This window comes from Pseudomonas sp. DW-iso3 (assembly GCF_058725305.1).
In genome coordinates this window covers 1-15,597 of record NZ_JBZXDZ010000009.1, presented here as the reverse complement: position 1 = coordinate 15,597, position 15,597 = coordinate 1, and the positions used below count along the sequence as shown (strand labels likewise).

Genomic DNA, 15,597 nt, shown 5'->3' with positions numbered 1-15,597 from the left:
CGGCTTCGCCCGTTAGCTGACCGGGCGCTCAATACGATGCGGGGCAGGGCATATCTGTCACATTGATGAGCGTTTGAGCGGCCCCGCCCTAGGAAGGAAACCCTGTTATGCGCCTGAGTGCCAGCGCTATTGCGCTTGTTGTCGGACTGCTGGTCAACCCTGGGGCTCAAGCCTCTGAACTGCCACAACGCTGGGTAAGTGCCGGCGGCGCGCTGTCGGAGTGGGTGATGGCCTTGGGCGGCGAGTCGAAGTTGGTGGGGGTGGATACCACCAGCCAGCATCCAGACGCCCTCAAGGCGCTACCGAGTATTGGCTACCAGCGGCAGCTGTCGGCTGAAGGCATCTTGAGCTTGCGCCCACAAGTGCTGGTAGGCACCGAAGAAATGGGCCCGCCGCCGGTGCTGGCGCAGATTCGCGGTGCGGGTGTGCAGGTGGAGATGTTCTCGGCGCAGCCTGACTTGCCGACGTTGAAGGGCAACCTTCAGCACTTGGGCAAGTTGCTGGGCACTGATGCCAAGGCCAACGAATTGTTTACCGGATATGAGCAGGCACTGGATCAGCAGAAACGCTGGGTTGCCAACGCTCAGTCCACCCAAAAGGCCCCCGGCGTATTGCTGTTGCTGGGGCATGCGGGCGGTAAACCACTGATTGCGGGCAAAGACACGACGGCTGACTGGATGTTGCAGCAGGCGGGCGGGCGCAATTTGGCGACGCATACTGGCTACAAGCCGTTTTCGGTGGAGTCGTTGGCGGGGTTGAGCCCGGATGTGTTGGTGTTTGCTGATCGTGCTTTGAACGGGGATGCGGCGCGTGCTGCGCTGTTCAAAGAGAATCCGATCCTGGCTTCCACGCCGGCGGCCAAGAACGGGCGAGTGTTTGAGGTCGATCCCACGCTGCTGGTTGGCGGGCTTGGGCCGCGTATGCCACAAAGCCTGGCGGATCTGTCTGCCGGGTTTTATCCGTCCCAGACTAAGCCTGCCCCATGACCACGCTGGTCAAGCCGAAGACGCTGTTTGTTGGGCTGGCGCTGTTGTGTGTCTTGGCGATCTGGCTGTCGCTGGCGCTGGGCCCCGTCAGCTTGCCACTGCTGGACACACTTAAGGCCGCGTTGCGTTTGATGGGGCTGCCGATCGAGGCCCAGGGGTTGGAGCAGGCTGAGCTGATCCTGGGGCAGATCCGTTTGCCGCGCACGTTGCTGGGCTTGGCCGTCGGCGGTGTACTGGCCTTGTCGGGTGTGGCGATGCAGGGGTTGTTCCGCAACCCCCTGGCTGATCCTGGTTTGGTCGGGGTCTCCAGCGGCGCTGCGCTGGGGGCGGCGGTGGCGATTGTCGGTGGTTCGTTTTTCGGCGGTTTGCCGGATGCGTTCGGGCCCTATCTGCTGTCGTTCTGTGCATTCCTGGGTGGGCTGGGTGTTACTGCACTGGTCTATCGACTGGGGCGGCGTAACGGCCAGACCAACGTCGCGACCATGCTGCTCGCCGGCATTGCCCTCACAGCCCTCGCCAGTTCGGCGGTGGGTCTGTTTACCTACCTGGCCGACGACGCCACCCTACGCACCCTGACATTTTGGAACCTGGGCAGCCTCAATGGCGCCAGCTATTCACGGTTATGGCCGTTGTTACTGGTGAGCGCGGGCGTGGCAATGTGGTTGCCGCGCCGGGCCAAGGCGTTGAATGCCTTGCTGCTGGGAGAGTCGGAGGCCAATCACCTCGGCATCGATGTGGAAGGGCTTAAGCGCGAGTTGGTTTTCTGCACGGCGCTGGGTGTAGGGGCTGCGGTGGCTGCCGCGGGCATGATCGGTTTTGTGGGGCTGGTGGTGCCGCATCTGGTGCGTTTGCTGGCGGGGCCGGACCATCGTGTGCTGTTACCAGCGTCGGTCCTCGCGGGTGCGAGCCTGTTGTTGTTTGCCGATCTGGTCGCGCGGCTTGCCTTGGCGCCGGCTGAGCTGCCGATCGGAATCGTCACTGCGTTCATCGGTGCGCCGTTTTTTCTTTACCTGTTATTGCGGGGGCGTGCCTGATGCTGCGTGTTGAAGACCTGCAGATCCGTCGCGGTCACAAAACTGTATTGGCAGATGTCACCCTCGACCTGTTGCCGGGTGAAGTGCTCGGGGTGCTGGGCCCCAACGGTGCGGGCAAGAGTACGTTGCTCGGTGGATTGTGCGGTGAGCTGCACCCCGACCAAGGCAAGGTGTGGTTGGATCAACGCCCGTTGAACGAGTGGGGTGGTGCGCAGCGGGCACAACGCCTGGCGGTATTGCCGCAAAGCTCGACGCTGGACTTTGCTTTCCGTGTCGAAGAGGTTGTCGGCATGGGCCGCTTGCCGCATCAGACCGGGCGAGTGCGCGATGACGAGATCATCGAGGCCGCCTTGCAGGCGGCAGATGTCGGCCACTTGAGCGGCCGCAGCTACCTGGCACTGTCCGGTGGCGAGCGTCAGCGGGTGCATCTGGCGCGGGTGCTGGCGCAGTTATGGCCGGGCGAGGCAGGGCAGACGTTGCTGTTGGATGAGCCGACGTCGATGCTGGACCCTTTGCATCAACACACCACCTTGCAGGCCATTCGCACCTTTGCCGACCGTGGGGCGGCGGTGCTAGTGATCCTTCACGACCTGAACCTGGCGGCGCGTTACTGCGATCGGATTCTGCTGCTGGAGGCGGGGCGGCCACACGCGTTGGATACGCCGGCGCAAGTGATGCAACCTGAACCGTTAAAGGCTGTATTTGGTCTGGATGTGCTCGTGCAGCCCCATCCGGAGCGTGGGCATCCACTGATCATTGCGCGTTGATTGTCCGTAGGCCGCTTTTTATAGATAAAAAAAGACCCGGCAAGAGCCGGGTCAAATAACCGTGATTAGCCTGATGAGGAGATAATCTGAGAGTCCGAACCAAGGGCCTTTCAGTTATCGGCTGATCTCGCGACCAGTTGTGATAATCATAACGATTCTCATTTGAGAGTCAACATTTGTTTTTGCATGTGCGCTGCGTTTTCTCAAACGCCTGTTTGCAATGCCTGTAAATGTTGGGGATTGTCGGCGCGCTAATTCTTCTGGCGTGCCGATAGCGCGTCCAATTGACGGTTCAAGGCTTCCTTGCGCTCGGCAGGAATGTCATTCCAGTGCACATCCATCAACGCCCCTTCGATGGCATACAACAGGACTTTCGAGGCACGAAACCCCCGCGTCCGGACGGCCCGGTACGCATCGACCGCACCCAGGCGGCGCAAGTCCGACGCACTGTGGATGCCCACCGCATGCAGCCACTGCGCTGACGTCTTGCCGAGGTTTTTCAGGTGTTGCAGCTCATCGTTCATCAAGCCTCCTTGCGACGGCCGAATGGTGCGGTGGGTATCGAAACCAGGCAAGCCTGAACAGGAGTGTAGCGCTCAGTAGGAAAAGCGTAGTTCTTTAGTCGGAAACGGCCTAAAGCTTATTGGCGTGGCGAGACCAGTCAGGTGGGAAGTCCCCGGTACGCCTGCGCGAAACCGGGGCTGGAGCAGAGGGTTTCAGCGGGTGCGGTAGCGCAGGCGAGTACCGAAATTAACCGACATGAGGATCTCATCGGCGGTCAGTTCGGGTGGGAAGTAGGTGCCGGAAATTTGTGCGTGGGCCAGGCTGGCGCCTTCCATTGGGCAGTCGCGCAGGTCCAGGCCGCGCAGGTCGGCGGAGCGGAAATAGGCGTCGGTAAAATCCACGCCGGTGGTATTCAGCTCACGCAAGTCCAATCCACGGAAGTCGCCACCGCGCATGTCGATGACGCCGTCTTTTGGGCGCTCTTGGTTGAAGCCTCGGATATCGTCTTTGTGCAGGAGCGAGTAAAGCGGAGTATCAAGAAGCTTGGGCTGACTCATGAAGGCGACTCCTGTTGGATTTATGACGCCATTATAGTGCCACTATTGCTTGACCGTGCCCCCTAAGCAGGCGACACGACCAAGAAATTTTTCTTACAGGCCGGGCAGGCGCTGACGAATATGCGCCACCAACGCGTCGAGGGTGCCACTTTCGTTCGTTTCGACGCGTTTGCTGAGGCGCAATTCCTCGGCAGTCAGCGGGTCGCGATTGGCTTGCTGTTCTTCGATAATCGTCAGTGTCGCGTCGGAAGGATCGTTTTTGTCCGCCTGACGTTGCGCCAACCAGCTGGCGATAACGGCTTGCGGCGCATTGCAATCCAGGATCAGGAAGGGCGCGCCTGTGGCCTCAGCTACTTTAGCAGCAGCATCGCGTTGCTCGCGTTTCAGGAAAGTAGCGTCCAGCACCACTGGGTAACCGGCGCGCAGCACGGTGTCGGCAATTTCATTCAACCGTGCGTAGGTCGCTGCGCTGGCGTCGGCGGCATAGATGCCGGCTTGTGGCGTGTTCTCCACGTGTTGCTCGCCGAACAGGCGCTTGCGCTCCACGTCCGAGCGCAGGCGTACAGCGCCAAGGGCTTCAACCAAACGCATGGACACGTGGCTTTTACCGACGGCCGACACACCGTGGGTAATGGCCAGGAAACGCGAAGGAATGGTGCTATAGCTTTCCGCCAGGTTGGCGTAGTTGCGGTATTGGCGCAGGGTCGTGGCGCGTTGCACCGGGCTGGCTTCGCTTGGCATGCTGAACAGCGCGATTTTGGCGCGGACCAAGGCGCGATAGGCTTTATAGAAGTTCAGCACCTCCAGGCCCTGATAGTCGCCGGTCAGTTCCAGGTACTGGCTGATAAAGCGGCGCGCCAGGGACTTGAGGCCCCGGTCTTCAAGGTCCATGGCCAGGAAGCCGGTATCGGCATACACATCGGTGAAACGGAATGGCTCATTGAACTCGATGCAGTCGAAGATCACCACATGGCCATTGATCAACGTGGCGTTGCCTAAGTGAATATCGCCGTGGCATTCGCGGGTGAAACCGTCTGTTTTGCGCTGGGAGAACAGCGGCTTGAGGCGCTCAAAGCTGCTTTCGGCCCAGGCTTGCAGAGCGTCCAACTGAGCCAGGTCAGACTTGTCGCTCAGGAACGGACGGATCTGGTCGAAATTCTGGCGAACCGGCGCCATCACTTCATCCGGGGTACCTGCCGGGTGTTCTTGCGGGACTTTTGGTGCCGTGAGATGGAAGTGCGCGATTTGCTTGGCCATCTCATCGATGTGCGCACTGGTCAGTTCGCCGTTGGCTTGCAAGGTGCTGAGCAACTGGCTCTGCGGGAACTGGCGCATTTTCAGCGCGTATTCGATGACCGGGCCCTCACCGCCCAATTGCGGGGCTTCGGCACTGCCGGTAATCGGCAGCACTTCAAGATACAAATCTTCGGTCAGGCGCTGGTTGAGGCGCAGTTCTTCGTGGCAGAAGTGCCCGCGCTTTTCCAGATCGGTGAAATCCAGAAACCCGAAGTTCATCGGCTTTTTCAGCTTATAGGCATACGGGCCGGTCAGGACGACCCAGGAAATATGGGTTTCGATGACTTGAAACGCTTCAACCGGGTGAGGGTATAAAGCCGGGTTTTGCAGGGCAGCGATCAGGGACTGGCTCACGGGCGATCCTTCAGAGTCTGGGGAAAAACATGGCGGGCATTATGGCCGCTACGAGCGGTCGTGCAAACCGCTGTCCGGCTCATGTTGATCATCGATAAAGTGCGTATAATCCGCCGCCATGACTCGAACTCGATCTCCCCGTTCCCGTAAAAAACCTCCTTCCCGCGGCCTGCGTCCTTGGCTGGGCTGGGCGCTCAAGCTCGGCCTGGTAGGCCTGGTGGTACTCGCTGGCTTTGCGGTGTACCTCGACGCTGTGGTGCAGGAGAAATTCTCCGGCAAGCGCTGGACCATCCCGGCCAAGGTGTACGCTCGCCCGCTGGAGTTGTTCACCGGCCAGAAGCTGAGCAAGGATGATTTTCTCACTGAACTCGACGCCTTGGGCTACCGCCGCGAACCCGTGAGTAACGGTCCCGGTGCCGCCGCCGTCAGTGGTAACACCGTCGACCTGAACACCCGTGGCTTCCAGTTCTACGAAGGCCTGGAAAAAGCACAGCCTGTGCGCGTGCGCTTCTCCGGCGATTACGTCGCCGAACTGTCGTCGCTCAACGGCTCCAAGTTGCCTGTGGTTCGCCTGGAACCGCTGATGATTGGGGGCATTTACCCAAAAAACCTGGAAGATCGCATCCTGATCAAACTTGATCAGGTGCCACCGTATCTGCTGGAAACGCTGGTCGCCGTTGAAGACCGCGATTTCTACCATCACTGGGGTGTTTCGCCGAAGTCGATCGCCCGCGCGGTCTGGGTGAATACCTCCGGCGGCAAGATGACCCAGGGGGGCAGTACGCTGACGCAACAATTGGTCAAGAACTTCTACCTGACCAACGAGCGCAGCCTGACCCGCAAGCTCACCGAAGCTATGATGGCGATGCTGCTGGAGCTGCACTACAGCAAGCAGGAAATCCTTGAGGCGTACCTCAACGAGGTATTCGTCGGTCAGGATGGCCAGCGAGCGGTACATGGTTTCGGCTTGGCCAGCCAGTTCTTCTTTGGTCAGCCGCTGTCCGAACTGAAGCTGCACCAGGTCGCACTGTTGGTGGGCATGGTCAAGGGACCTTCCTACTACAATCCGCGCCGCAATCCTGAGCGTGCGCTGGAGCGCCGTAACCTGGTGCTCGATGTGCTTGAGCAGCAAGGCGTCGCCACGGCTGAACAAGTCGCCGCAGCCAAGAAAATGCCACTTGGTGTAACAACCCGCGGCAAGCTGGCAGACAGCTCCTTCCCGGGCTTTATCGACCTGGTCAAACGCCAGTTGCGTGAAGACTACCGCGACGAAGACTTGACTGAAGAAGGCCTGCGGATTTTCACCAGTTTTGACCCGATCCTGCAGATGAAGGCCGAAGCGTCGGTCAACGACACCTTTAAACGTCTGACAGGCCGTAAAGGTTCGGACGAAGTCGAAGCGGCCATGGTGGTGACCAACCCGGAAACCGGTGAAGTGCAGGCGATGATCGGCAGTCGCCAAGCCAGCTTTGCCGGCTTCAACCGCGCGCTGGATGCGGTGCGGCCGATCGGTTCGCTGGTCAAGCCAGCCGTTTACCTGACCGCCCTGGAAAAACCGAGCAAGTACACGCTGACCAGTTGGTTGTCGGATGACCCGCTGTCGGTCAAAGGTGGCGATGGGCAGGTGTGGACGCCGCAGAACTTCGATCGGCGTTCTCACGGCACAGTGTTCCTGTATCAGGGTATTGCCCACTCCTACAACATTTCCACGTCGCGACTCGGCCTTGAAGTCGGTGTACCGAATGTCCTCAAGACCATTGCGCGGCTGGGCGTCACTCGTGAGTTCCCGGCGTTCCCATCGATTCTGCTGGGCGCTGGCGCGATGACCCCCATGGAAGTCGCGACCATGTACCAGACTCTCGCCAACGGTGGCTTCAATACGCCGATGCGCGGGATTCGCAGCGTGTTGACCGCCGAGGGCGAGCCGCTCAAGCGCTACCCGTTCCAGATTCAGCAGCGTTTCGACGCAGGCTCCATCTACCTGATCCAGAACGCCATGCAGCGCGTTATGCGTGAAGGTACCGGGCGCTCGGTCTACAGCGTGCTGCCGGCGAACCTGACATTGGCAGGCAAGACCGGTACCAGTAACGATTCGCGTGACAGCTGGTTCGCTGGTTTCGGCCAGGATGTGCTGGCAGTGGTGTGGCTGGGGCGCGACGATAACGGCAAGACGCCATTCACCGGTGCTACCGGTGCGCTGCAGGTCTGGACCAGCTTCATGCGCAAAGCCGACCCGCTGCCGTTGAACATGCCGCAGCCGGACAACATCGTGCAGGCCTGGATTGATCCGCACACGGGCCAGGGCTCCGATGCCAACTGTCCGGGCGCGGTGCAGATGCCGTATATTCGCGGCAGCGAACCGCCACCCGGCGCCGCATGCGGTGGCAGTGCCCCCGCTGACGCGGAATCGGTGATGGATTGGGTCAAGGGCTGGATGAATTAAGCAAAGAGGGTTTCAAGTGAACAAGTGGTTGTTTCCAGCTATTACAGCTCTGGCTTTGCTCAGCGGTTGCTCCAGCGTGCAGCGCGGTTCCATTCCCGTGGTGGACTCGAGTACAGCCGTCTCCAATAACGACCGGATCTCGGCCAATGGCGGTTTCCGCCAGACCGTAACCAATCGTCCTGCCCAGGCCAAGCCACAAGCCATGCCGCAGGATTCGGGCGTGGTGGTAATGGTGCCAGGCAGTGGGGCTGCGACATCAGCTCCGATCAGCGCCGAGCCGTGGACTCCTGGGCCAAGCAACTCCGGCCCGATCGATACCGCGCCGATACAGACCGCTCCAAGCAACCAGGGCACCTACAACATGCCATCGACGCCGAGTGGCATTCCATCGTCGTCCAGCAGCGGTGGCCTTTCGGCTGACGAGCAACTGGATGGCCCGGTGCTGGCTTTGTTGACCACTGCCCAGCAACAGCAGGCGGGCGGTGATTTGAACGGCGCCTCGTCGAGTCTCGAACGTGCCCAGCGCGTTGCGCCGCGTGAGCCGCAAGTGCTGTATCGCCTGGCTCAAGTACGCATGGCTCAAGGTGACGCTCCCCAGGCCGAACAATTCGCCCGTCGCGGCTTGTCTCTCGCCAACGGCCGTCCCGACCTGCAAGCCAGCTTGTGGGCGTTGATTGGTGACGCTCGTGCCGCACAAGGTGATGCCGCCGGCGCCGCCCAGGCGCGTCAAAAAGCCAAGGTCAGCCTCTGATGGATGCACGGTTTCCTGCGATTGCTGAACAATTATTGCTGATTGAGCGCGAATTGCGCGTGCAGGGCTGGTGGGACGACGTGTCCCCCAGCGTCGAGGCGCTCAGCAGTGTCGAGCCGTTTTCGGTGGATACCCTGGATTTTCACCAGTGGCTGCAATGGATATTCCTGGTCCGCATGAAGCAGATCCTCGAACAGGACCTGCCGTTGCCCAATGCGTCAGGCATCCTGGAGATGGCCGAGATGGTCTATGCCGACCGCCCGCAAGAGAGCCTTGGCTTGCGTAACGCGCTGAAAAAGTTCGACCAATTGATCGTCGACGCTCGTTAATTGCCTGACTGCCGGTTTTTCCGGCAGTCTTGCGCATATTTCTACCGCTTGACGACATTCAGGCGAGTTTTATCCCTCCTCAAAGCCCTTTCTCCTACGTTCTCATGCGCTTAGTTGGAAAAAAGCGCAATTATTGCTTGACTTGAAGGGCCTGAAACAGAAGAATCCAAAGTCCGCTGTATCGGGACTGCCAGAAGCAGGCCCGCTCAGCAGATCATGAGGCGCACATCCGCGCCGACCTGTTACACCCGCAACGCGTTACCTCGCGCTGGGTGGGAAAAGCCCGCAACACTTGGGACGATCCCAATACTTGCTCAGTCAGTGCTGACGTAGTCGGCGACCACCGTCGCTCATGCTCTGTTGAGAAGTAAACCTATTAAGACCCGTCGGTTTTCAACGGACGGTATTCTGGCGTTTTAGAGGTGAACAACGTGGAGCTTTTATCTGGTGGTGAGATGCTCGTCCGCTTTTTGCGTGACGAAGGCGTCGACTATATCTACGGGTACCCAGGTGGTGCTCTGCTGCATGTCTACGACGCACTGTTCAAGGAACCGGCTGTTACCCACATCCTGGTTCGCCACGAACAGGCTGCGACCCATATGGCTGACGGTTATGCCCGTGCCACCGGTAAAGCCGGCGTGGTACTGGTGACGTCCGGCCCAGGCGCAACGAATGCCATTACCGGCATCGCGACTGCGTATATGGACTCCATCCCGATGGTGATCATTTCCGGCCAGGTGCCCAGCACCATGGTGGGTACCGATGCATTCCAGGAAACCGACATGATCGGTATTTCCCGGCCGATCGTGAAACACAGCTTCATGATCAAGCATCCGTCGGAAATCCCGGAAGTCATGAAAAAGGCGTTCTACCTCGCACAGTCCGGTCGCCCGGGTCCTGTCGTGGTCGACGTGCCGAAAGACATGACCAACCCGGCGGAAAAATTTGAATACATCTTCCCGAAGAAGGCCAAGCTGCGTTCCTACAGCCCGGCCGTTCGTGGGCACTCGGGGCAAATCCGCAAGGCGGCAGAAATGCTCCTGGCGGCCAAGCGTCCTGTGCTGTACTCGGGCGGTGGCGTCATTCTGGGCGGCGGTTCTGCGCCTTTGACCGAACTGGCCAAGCTGCTCAATCTGCCGGTGACCAACACCTTGATGGGCCTCGGTGCCTTCCCGGGTACAGACCGTCAGTTCGTGGGCATGCTCGGCATGCACGGCAGCTACACCGCCAACCTGGCGATGCACCACGCCGACGTGATCCTGGCAGTGGGCGCGCGTTTCGACGACCGGGTAATCAACGGCGCGAGCAAGTTCTGCCCGAATGCCAAGATCATTCACATCGACATCGACCCGGCGTCCATCTCCAAGACCATCAAGGCCGATGTGCCGATCGTAGGTCCTGTGGAAAGCGTGTTGACCGAAATGGTTGCTGCGCTCAAGGACATTGGCGAGACCCCAAACAAGGAATCCGTTGCCAGTTGGTGGAAGCAGATCGACGAATGGCGCGGTGACCGCGGCCTGTTCCCTTATGACAAGGGCGACGGCAGCATCATCAAGCCACAAACCGTGATCGAGACCCTGTGCGAAGTGACCAAGGGCGACGCCTTTGTGACCTCAGACGTGGGCCAGCACCAGATGTTCGCTGCGCAGTACTACAAGTTTGATAAGCCTAACCGCTGGATCAACTCCGGTGGCCTGGGCACGATGGGCTTTGGTTTCCCTGCAGCCATGGGTGTGAAACTGAGCTTCCCGGACACCGACGTCGCGTGCGTCACCGGTGAGGGCAGCATCCAGATGAACATCCAGGAACTGTCGACGTGCCTGCAGTACGGTCTTCCGGTGAAGATCGTCTGCTTGAACAACGGCGTGCTGGGCATGGTTCGTCAATGGCAGGACATGAGCTACAACAGCCGTCACTCCCATTCCTACATGGAATCGCTGCCGGATTTCGTGAAATTGGTTGAAGCCTATGGCCATGTCGGCATTCGCATCACTGATTTGAAAGATCTGAAGCCGAAGATGGAAGAGGCGTTCGCCATGAAGGACCGCCTGGTGTTCATCGATATTCAGGTGGATACCAGCGAGCACGTCTACCCGATGCAGATCAAAGACGGCTCTATGCGCGATATGTGGCTGAACAAGACGGAGCGTACCTAATCATGCGGCACATTATCTCCCTGCTTCTGGAGAACGAGCCCGGCGCTCTGTCTCGTGTTGTCGGCTTGTTTTCGCAACGCAACTACAACATCGAAAGCCTGACGGTGGCCCCGACCGAAGACCCGACCCTGTCGCGCCTGACGTTGACTACGGTTGGCCACGATGAGGTGATCGAACAGATCACCAAGAACCTCAACAAGCTGATCGAAGTGGTCAAGCTGGTCGACCTGTCGGAAAGTGCCCACATTGAGCGCGAGCTGATGCTGGTTAAAGTCAAGGCTACGGGTGCCCAACGTGCCGAGATCAAGCGCACGACCGACATCTATCGCGGGCAGATCGTCGATGTGAGCGCCAGCGTTTATACCGTTCAACTGACCGGTACGAGCGACAAGCTGGACAGCTTCATCCAGTCGATCGGGACGGCCTCGATTCTGGAAACGGTACGCAGTGGTGTCACCGGGATTGCCCGTGGCGACAAAGTACTTAGCATCTAACCCAAATTAGCGAATGGCCTCACGGCCTGGATATATAGAGGAACCTCATGAAAGTTTATTACGATAAAGATTGTGACCTGTCGATCATCCAGGGCAAGAAAGTCGCCATCATCGGCTACGGCTCCCAGGGGCACGCCCAAGCGTGCAACCTGAAAGATTCCGGCGTTGACGTAACTGTTGGCCTGCGTAAAGGTTCGGCCACTGTTGCCAAGGCTGAAGCCCACGGCCTGAAAGTGACTGACGTCGCTTCCGCCGTTGCTGCTGCCGACCTGGTCATGATCCTGACCCCGGACGAGTTCCAGTCTTCGCTGTACAAGAATGAAATCGAGCCGAACATCAAAAAAGGCGCCACCCTGGCCTTCTCCCACGGCTTCGCGATTCACTACAATCAGGTTGTGCCGCGCGCCGACCTCGACGTGATCATGATCGCGCCGAAAGCACCGGGCCACACCGTGCGTTCCGAGTTCGTCAAAGGTGGCGGTATCCCTGACCTGATCGCGATCTACCAGGACGCATCGGGCAACGCCAAGAACGTAGCATTGTCCTACGCCGCAGGCGTTGGTGGCGGTCGTACCGGCATCATCGAAACCACCTTCAAGGACGAGACTGAAACCGACCTGTTCGGCGAACAAGCCGTTCTGTGCGGCGGTACCGTTGAGTTGGTAAAAGCCGGTTTCGAAACCCTGGTTGAAGCTGGCTACGCGCCGGAAATGGCCTACTTCGAATGCCTGCACGAACTGAAGCTGATCGTTGACCTCATGTACGAAGGCGGTATCGCCAACATGAACTACTCGATCTCCAACAACGCCGAGTACGGCGAGTACGTGACTGGCCCGGAAGTCATCAACGCCGAGTCCCGTCAGGCCATGCGCAACGCCCTGAAACGTATTCAGGACGGCGAATACGCCAAAATGTTCATCAGCGAAGGCGCTACCGGCTACCCTTCGATGACCGCCAAGCGTCGTAACAACGCCGCTCACGGTATCGAAGTCATCGGCGAGCAACTGCGCTCCATGATGCCGTGGATCGGTGCCAACAAGATCGTCGACAAAGCCAAGAACTAAGTCGTACGCATCAAGGGAAAACGCGGCTTAGGCCGCGTTTTTTCGTTTGGGGGGCGTGTTCTGGTATAAAGCTGCATCGTTTGCTGGCGAACACTCGCCGCAAGTATCTGTCGAATTTTTTCACACAGTTGCAAGGTAAAGTCCATGAGCGAACGTCCCGAAGAGCCAAGCCCGGCTCCTGACGCCGAAAGCCTGCTGCCGATCGATGAACATGTCGAAGAAGGGCATGACGCGGAAGGCCGCAAGGTCCGGCATCGTGGCATCTATCTTTTGCCCAACCTTTTCACCACGGCGAACCTGTTTGCCGGGTTCTACTCCATCATCAACTCCATGAGCGCCCAAAGCGCGTTGGCGGCAGGTGATACGGCGAATGCCAGCAAGTATTTCGGTTTTGCTGCTATCGCCATCTTTGTCGCCATGGTGCTCGATGGCCTGGACGGTCGCGTCGCGCGCATGACCAATACGCAAAGTGCCTTTGGTGCCGAGTACGACTCATTGTCGGACATGGTTGCGTTCGGTGTGGCGCCTGCATTACTGGCCTTCGCCTGGGCGTTGGGTGACATGGGCAAGGTCGGTTGGATGGTTGCCTTCATCTATGTCGCAGGTGCAGCTTTGCGTCTGGCGCGCTTCAATACCCAGGTGGGGACCGCCGACAAGCGCTACTTCATCGGTCTGGCCAGCCCTGCGGCGGCAGGTGTGGTGGCAGGTATTGTCTGGGCATTCAGCGATTACGGCATTCAGGGTTCGAAGATGTCGTTCCTGGTGGCCTTGATGGTGGCAGCGGCCGGCATGCTGATGGTCAGCAACATCAAGTACAACAGCTTCAAGGAGCTGGACCTGAAGGGGCGTGTACCTTTTGTGGCTATCCTGGCAGTGGTTCTGGTGTTCGCCGTAGTGTTCAGCGATCCGCCTCGCATTCTGTTGCTGGCGTTCCTGGTTTACGCTGCTTCGGGGCCGGTTCAATACTTGTTGCATCTGCGCCGCGACAAAACATTGCCTTAATGTAATTTCCCCCATACTCCGCAGTCTATTGGTGCATCAGTTCTCCAATGCTGCGGAGTTGCCATGTTAATCAAATTGCCTAAAGCGTCCGATTGCCACGAATCGGATGTCACCCCTGAATCCTTCTATCTCTCTCGCCGTAGCTTGCTCGGTGGTGCGCTTGCCGGTATTGCAGCCAGCAGCTTGCCGCGTTGGGCGAGTGCTGACCAAGCCTCGCGTTATGCCGATGTCGAAGCGGGCAGGGCGCCGGGCTGGTTTACCGAGAAGCTGTCAGGCACCAAATGGCAGGCGGTCACGGTGAAGGACGAAGCGATCACGCCGTTCAAGGATGCGACCCACTACAACAACTTCTATGAGTTCGGTACAGGCAAGGGCGACCCGGCGACGAATGCGGGCTCCCTCAAAACCGAGCCTTGGAGCGTTGTGATTGATGGCGAGGTCGCCAAGCCAGGCCGTTATGCCCTGGAAGACTTCATGAAGCCTTATCAATTGGAAGAGCGGATCTACCGTCTGCGCTGTGTCGAGGCGTGGTCGATGGTTATTCCGTGGATCGGTTTTCCGATCTCGGCGTTGCTCAAACAGGTTGAGCCGACTTCCAAGGCCAAATACATTCGTTTTGAAACGCTTCAGGATCCAAAGAGCATGCCGGGGCAGCGTTCAAGTTTTGGCTTGATCGATTGGCCTTATGTAGAGGGGCTGCGTCTGGATGAAGCGATGAACCCTTTGGCGATCCTGGCGGTGGGGATGTACGGGCGCGAATTGCCTAACCAGAATGGTGCGCCGCTGCGGTTGGTCGTGCCGTGGAAGTATGGCTTCAAGAGTGTGAAGTCCATTGTCCGTATCAGCCTTGTAAGCGAGCAGCCGAAAACCACCTGGCAGAGCATTGCAGCGGACGAGTATGGTTTTTACGCGAATGTGAACCCTACGGTCGACCACCCGCGTTGGACTCAGGCGCGGGAGCGTCGTCTACCGAGTGGGCTGTTCAGTCCCAATGTGCGTGAGACGCAGATGTTCAATGGCTATTCGGATGAGGTGGCGTCTCTTTATACCGATCTCGATCTGCGGAAGAACTACTGATGCGCTTCCCGATCTGGCGCATTGGCGTCTTTATAGCGGCGGCGGTATGGCCGTTGTTCTGGCTATATGAAGCTTGGAGTTCTGTCCTGGGGCCGGATCCGGGCAAGGTGTTGGTTGATCGACTGGGTCTTGGCACGCTGATTCTATTGTTGATCACCCTGACAATGACGCCGTTGCAGAAGCTCAGTGGCTGGGCGGGGTGGATAGCGGTACGCCGTCAACTCGGGTTGTGGTGCTTTGCTTATGTTGTGCTGCATCTGGCTGCTTATTGTGTGTTTGTGCTGGGGCTGGATTGGTCGCAGTTGGGTGTTGAGTTGCGCAAGCGGCCTTACATTATTGTCGGGGCGTTGGGTTTCCTGTCGCTGTTGGTGCTGGCGGTGACGTCGAATCGTTACAGTCAGCGCCGGTTGGGCAGCCGTTGGAAGAAACTGCACCGGCTGGTGTATGGGGTTCTGGGGCTTGGGTTGCTGCATATGCTGTGGATCGTGCGGGCGGATCTGAAGGAGTGGGCTATCTATGCTTTTATAGGTGCGCTTCTCTTGGTGCTGCGGATACCGCCGGTCATGCGGCGAATCCCTCGTCTTATTGCGAAAAAACCAGTTTCTGCAACAAAAGCGTAATTAAGGGTTGACGACGGATTCCAGACGTCTATAATTCGCCCCGCTTCCGGCGCAGTCGAAACGGAAAACTCCTTGGTAAACAATGAGTTATGTAAGTTTCGGCAGCAAGTTGCTTCAGTTCATCGAAGCCAAAAGGGAGTTGAAAAAGAGGTGTTGACAGCAG

At 58.7% G+C, this 15,597-nt stretch carries 15 protein-coding genes; 12 read left to right on the top strand and 3 right to left on the bottom strand.

From position 1 onward, the window contains the following. The first annotated feature begins 107 nt into the window (after window positions 1-107). Genes AC4PS7_RS24230 through AC4PS7_RS24220 form a run of 3 tightly spaced genes read left to right on the top strand, consistent with a single transcriptional unit; the run spans window position 108 to window position 2,787 of the window. Complete coding sequence (locus AC4PS7_RS24230; protein WP_154847215.1) at window positions 108-986, top strand: heme/hemin ABC transporter substrate-binding protein; 879 nt, start codon at window positions 108-110, stop codon at window positions 984-986. Next, window positions 983-2,020 (top strand): FecCD family ABC transporter permease, encoded by a 1,038-nt coding sequence (locus tag AC4PS7_RS24225; RefSeq protein WP_010206565.1) that lies wholly within the window; start codon window positions 983-985, stop codon window positions 2,018-2,020. The genes AC4PS7_RS24230 and AC4PS7_RS24225 overlap by 4 nt, the downstream gene beginning before the upstream one ends. Further along, window positions 2,020-2,787: a heme ABC transporter ATP-binding protein gene (locus AC4PS7_RS24220; RefSeq protein WP_183703523.1), complete on the top strand. Its 768-nt coding sequence runs from the start codon at window positions 2,020-2,022 to the stop codon at window positions 2,785-2,787. The genes AC4PS7_RS24225 and AC4PS7_RS24220 overlap by 1 nt, the downstream gene beginning before the upstream one ends. Before the next feature lie 251 nt (window positions 2,788-3,038). On the opposite strand, the gene AC4PS7_RS24215 is transcribed toward AC4PS7_RS24220, so the two are convergent. The 3 genes from AC4PS7_RS24215 to AC4PS7_RS24205 form a co-directional block, all read right to left on the bottom strand. Next, window positions 3,039-3,311, bottom strand: a complete 273-nt coding sequence (locus AC4PS7_RS24215) for a TfoX/Sxy family protein (protein ID WP_010206563.1) — start codon at window positions 3,309-3,311, stop codon at window positions 3,039-3,041. 192 nt (window positions 3,312-3,503) lie between these two features. Beyond that, window positions 3,504-3,848, bottom strand: a complete 345-nt coding sequence (locus AC4PS7_RS24210; protein WP_010206561.1) for a pentapeptide repeat-containing protein — start codon at window positions 3,846-3,848, stop codon at window positions 3,504-3,506. A gap of 93 nt (window positions 3,849-3,941) precedes the next feature. Then, a complete protein-coding gene (locus AC4PS7_RS24205; RefSeq protein ID WP_198729750.1) occupies window positions 3,942-5,498 on the bottom strand; it encodes a bifunctional aminoglycoside phosphotransferase/ATP-binding protein in 1,557 nt (518 codons plus the stop codon). A 118-nt stretch (window positions 5,499-5,616) separates the two neighbouring features. Between AC4PS7_RS24205 and mrcB the strand changes: the two genes are divergently transcribed. From mrcB to msrQ, 9 genes are all read left to right on the top strand, one after another. Beyond that, on the top strand, window positions 5,617-7,941 hold the full coding sequence (gene mrcB, locus AC4PS7_RS24200; protein ID WP_010206558.1) for a penicillin-binding protein 1B: 2,325 nt from the start codon (window positions 5,617-5,619) through the stop codon (window positions 7,939-7,941). A 16-nt stretch (window positions 7,942-7,957) separates the two neighbouring features. Next, complete coding sequence (locus tag AC4PS7_RS24195; RefSeq protein ID WP_010206557.1) at window positions 7,958-8,692, top strand: tetratricopeptide repeat protein; 735 nt, start codon at window positions 7,958-7,960, stop codon at window positions 8,690-8,692. After that, the gene (locus AC4PS7_RS24190) at window positions 8,692-9,021 is read left to right on the top strand and encodes a YqcC family protein (RefSeq protein ID WP_021492878.1); all 330 of its coding nucleotides are present in this window, start codon (window positions 8,692-8,694) and stop codon (window positions 9,019-9,021) included. The genes AC4PS7_RS24195 and AC4PS7_RS24190 overlap by 1 nt, the downstream gene beginning before the upstream one ends. A 431-nt stretch (window positions 9,022-9,452) precedes the next feature. Continuing rightward, window positions 9,453-11,177: an acetolactate synthase 3 large subunit gene (locus AC4PS7_RS24185; protein WP_010206555.1), complete on the top strand. Its 1,725-nt coding sequence runs from the start codon at window positions 9,453-9,455 to the stop codon at window positions 11,175-11,177. Window positions 11,178-11,179: 2 nt separating this feature from the next. Further along, window positions 11,180-11,671, top strand: a complete 492-nt coding sequence (gene ilvN / locus AC4PS7_RS24180) for an acetolactate synthase small subunit (RefSeq protein WP_003176102.1) — start codon at window positions 11,180-11,182, stop codon at window positions 11,669-11,671. A 47-nt stretch (window positions 11,672-11,718) separates the two neighbouring features. Continuing rightward, complete coding sequence (ilvC, locus tag AC4PS7_RS24175; RefSeq protein ID WP_003194132.1) at window positions 11,719-12,735, top strand: ketol-acid reductoisomerase; 1,017 nt, start codon at window positions 11,719-11,721, stop codon at window positions 12,733-12,735. 144 nt (window positions 12,736-12,879) lie between these two features. Next, window positions 12,880-13,737, top strand: coding sequence for a CDP-diacylglycerol--serine O-phosphatidyltransferase (pssA, locus tag AC4PS7_RS24170; protein ID WP_010206554.1), 858 nt, complete (start codon window positions 12,880-12,882; stop codon window positions 13,735-13,737). 63 nt (window positions 13,738-13,800) lie between these two features. Then, a complete protein-coding gene (gene msrP / locus AC4PS7_RS24165; protein ID WP_198729751.1) occupies window positions 13,801-14,814 on the top strand; it encodes a protein-methionine-sulfoxide reductase catalytic subunit MsrP in 1,014 nt (337 codons plus the stop codon). Then, the gene (gene msrQ, locus AC4PS7_RS24160; protein ID WP_010206552.1) at window positions 14,814-15,434 is read left to right on the top strand and encodes a protein-methionine-sulfoxide reductase heme-binding subunit MsrQ; all 621 of its coding nucleotides are present in this window, start codon (window positions 14,814-14,816) and stop codon (window positions 15,432-15,434) included. Before msrP ends, msrQ begins: the two co-directional genes overlap by 1 nt. Window positions 15,435-15,597 lie beyond the last annotated feature (163 nt).